Consider the following 3425-nt stretch of genomic DNA (forward strand, 5'->3'; position numbering starts at 1 on the left):
GGTCCATTCCATTATCCATGTCTGGACTCACGCGATTCTCTTACTTGCCTCAATTCAAATGGAATCTTTTAAATGTAAGATCTACTAGCTTTAGCTCTTTAAATTATCACCAATGCTGTCAAATCGAAGAGGCAATAAACCCAGTGTAGATGCAGCAGCGAGCTTCCAAAACATGGATGTTTTGGCAGAGCTTACATGGACGTACTTGTAGCGTCTCGCAGCTGTATCTGCACAAAAGGTCACTCTTTCACATCCATGTGATCGCGACATTCAGTTCATCCTGAACATCCCTGCGGCAGGCAATGGATTAGATTGAAGATATGATTCTCAGTAGCAGAGTCAATACTGATGAAGTACAAAGTTGGTGCTGGTAACACGTTTTTGCCCCAAAGTTACTTAGAGTAATTGCTCATTCACGTTTTGTTTATCTGTGTTTACCTTATATTGTCTAATGTGGAAAGCAAAAGATAAATCCTGGTTTATCTCTAATATGGTTAAGATCTTTGCAAGCATTGAAGAGCCCATTGTGAGAACAAAGATACTAAGACATCTGAATAATAAAAGTGACTCCATCGTCAACATCTTTCTCCCAGAAAGTAGAATCCCGCAGGGATGAGCAAGGCGAACCTGTGAAAGGCAGGTTCGCCCTAGCCTATATTTTTGATTTTTGCCTTAATAACACTTCACAAACCTACCAGTGAACTTTATATGGACTACATATAGACTTCTTGTGTGCGAAATGCTACTATAAACATAGTTAGAGAAAGGCTCTAACTAAATGGCTACTTAAAAACAGAGTAGCGAAACTTATCTAATCTAACGAAACAAAAAACGACGTTTCGAAAGACTAGCCGCTGTCCTAACGGGTATAGAGTTATATCGGCGGATATAAGGAATAAATATGAGAAATACACAGAATGTGGAAACGATTAGTTTCCTTAAGAAAAATGCGGCTAATTTAGACCTTAAAGAGCCGATGGTTATTACGCAAAACGGTATGCCAGCTTATGTCATTGAGTCAGTATCTGATAAATATCGACGTGACGAAGCTATAGCATTACTGAAGTTGATGAGCTTTGCAAAAAGCGACCAGCAAAACGGGCGTACAATATCATCGAGCACCTTTAAGGAACGTTTAGCTTTACGTAAACGAACTTTAGAAGGTAATAATAATGACACAACCAGTACGATTTGAGTATACAGAGACATTTGAAAATTCAGTAGATAACGCGATAGCTCACAAGTCACAATTTACCAGTGAACTTGAAGTAGTCGAGAGGATAGAAAACTTAGTTGATCATTTCGAGGATACAGTAGAAGAAAACCCTGAAATTCATCCCTTATGCCAAGATTTAGTTGAACTAGGGGTTACATCAGTTAGGCATGCAGTAAAGGATGGCTTTCGTATTATCTACGAGGTCAATAACATCGACGGTGAATTTGTTATTTTGGTTTCATTGTTTTTAGATCAGAGGCAAAGCATTCAGAAACAGCTCATAGATTATTGCCTCATATACAAATAACAAACCTGTCGAAATCCCTGCCATGAGCAGGGATGTTTATTTTTTAGACTTCAACAAACGAGTTTTTACCTGAAAGAAGTGTTTAGCCGGTACTGGTACAGAACCAGCTAAGAGGACCTTAGGTTAACTGGAAGAAAATGGGGTCAGGACTTTCCTTTTGGATACTCAGTTTTCCATACTTTTTGTAACCCTTACTACCCGAGTTAGAGCCAAGTCTGTAAATATTTCCTGTCCAAAAGTGAGTTTGGAAGTGATCAAACTTTAGCATCAAAAAATCACATTCATGATCAGATAAATTATCAAATCCGCGCCTGAAAGCGACTCAAATCCCGCTGAACTATATGCTCCACTCGTATGCTAGCTCGCGATTTTCGCCTCAGCGATTGGGTTGGTAGCCAAAAACTCAAACAAGCCGGTTTGCATGTTTACATTCCAAAAGCGGCCAGCAAGGGTGAGTGACAAATTGTCAGTTTCTAATATTGCCAGCCCATGCTGCTGCCAAGCTCGAAATAATGGCTGTAAGTGACACACAAGCTCAGGCGCTAATTGATTAAAACTAAGCGTGCCTGAGTCTAAGCCTCGCTTAAATATGGCGTCGAAAGCCGCCGACGGATTAGGGCTTAATATCATGCCAGGTACTTTGGCGGGTAAACACTGTGATGCCAATTGGCTATTTACTTCTGCCTCTTTACTAGGGGCTTGCGCTTGATGCCATTCGCTTAAATCTCTGGCATTCATCATGCCGTGACCATGGATACTGCCACCTGCGCCAGCGCCAAAAGGGAGAATTTCAATGCCGCTCTTGGCTAACGAGTTATAAATACTGCGCTCTCGATCATCGCGGCGCCAGTGGCAACTTGATAGTCGTTGCCAGTCCTTTGATTCCAACCTGTTAGCACCAAAGGCATACATATTGGCACGGGTTTGACTGTCAGCTTGAAACTCGCTGGCTTGTGTACCTAGCACTTTGCCTTTTTCACTGGCTTTATCGATGCGGGTGCCACCTAAGCCAATTAACTGATAGAGATCTACACCATGTGCGCCACAAGCCATGGCTGCTTCAATATCTTGTTGCCAGATGTCCATGGTTTGGCCGGGTAGACCAAAGATAAGATCGATAACAATGCTAGCGGTTGGGTGCTGACTAAGTTGCTGGAGTCTATCGAGTAAGGTTTGTTTATCATCAAAACGCCCTGCAGCACGGCGAACATCGGTATTAAAGCTTTGTACACCGAATGAAAAACGGTTAAAGCCGTTATCCAAAGCGCTATGCCACTTATCGTCATCAAAACCATTAAGGCGGCCTTCTAGGGTGATTTCAGTATCTTTCCTTAATGGAAACTGTTGAATGGCTTGACCTAGGGTAGCAATTTCTTCTGCTTTGATATCGGTGGGCGTACCACCGCCGACATAAACGGTATCAAATGGACGGCTTTGCGCTAGAGGTGTTTGCGCTGCTATGGTCAACTGCTGACATAGGCTAGCCATATAATCACTGATCCGTTCAGGTTTAGCGCCATTTTCAAAAAAGTTACAGAAGCTGCAACGTTTTCGGCAAAAAGGAATGTGAATATACAGTGCGCGTTTATCAGCGGTAGTCGACGTGTGCCACCATTGCTGCCACAAATTGCTGTCTACCTTTATCGGCTTACTGCCACTGCGACTTGCATGGGGTGCGCTTTTTACCTTAAAAGCATGTTGTAAAGGATCTGGGCTTGCAATGCCTGTCATGGTCGACGTCAATATCATGGTAATTCTCAGCAAATTAAAAAACAATTATCGTAATGATAACTATTATCATTTGATCTTTTGTTGGGATAGATCAAATTTGCTGGCTTTGCATTGTAAATATTGTCGCACTGCCCCAGTGAAACAGTGAAACAGTGAAATAGTGAAATAGTG

General features: G+C 42.0%; 3 protein-coding genes. 2 read left to right on the forward strand and 1 reads right to left on the reverse strand.

The features are described 5' to 3' along the window. Positions 1–901 precede the first annotated feature (901 nt). Both AB4153_RS15285 and AB4153_RS15290 read left to right on the forward strand, forming a co-directional pair. Positions 902–1195, forward strand: coding sequence for a type II toxin-antitoxin system Phd/YefM family antitoxin (locus AB4153_RS15285; RefSeq protein ID WP_371998044.1), 294 nt, complete (start codon positions 902–904; stop codon positions 1193–1195). Further along, the gene (locus tag AB4153_RS15290) at positions 1173–1523 is read left to right on the forward strand and encodes a type II toxin-antitoxin system RelE/ParE family toxin (protein ID WP_371998045.1); all 351 of its coding nucleotides are present in this window, start codon (positions 1173–1175) and stop codon (positions 1521–1523) included. The genes AB4153_RS15285 and AB4153_RS15290 overlap by 23 nt, the downstream gene beginning before the upstream one ends. A 357-nt stretch (positions 1524–1880) precedes the next feature. Here the strand turns inward: AB4153_RS15290 and hutW are convergent, their stop codons facing one another. Continuing rightward, a complete protein-coding gene (gene hutW / locus AB4153_RS15295; RefSeq protein ID WP_371998046.1) occupies positions 1881–3272 on the reverse strand; it encodes a heme anaerobic degradation radical SAM methyltransferase ChuW/HutW in 1392 nt (463 codons plus the stop codon). Positions 3273–3425: the final 153 nt, after the last annotated feature.

Source organism: Shewanella sp. 10N.286.52.E4, assembly GCF_041468785.1.
In the GTDB taxonomy this organism is placed as follows: domain Bacteria; phylum Pseudomonadota; class Gammaproteobacteria; order Enterobacterales; family Shewanellaceae; genus Shewanella; species Shewanella electrodiphila.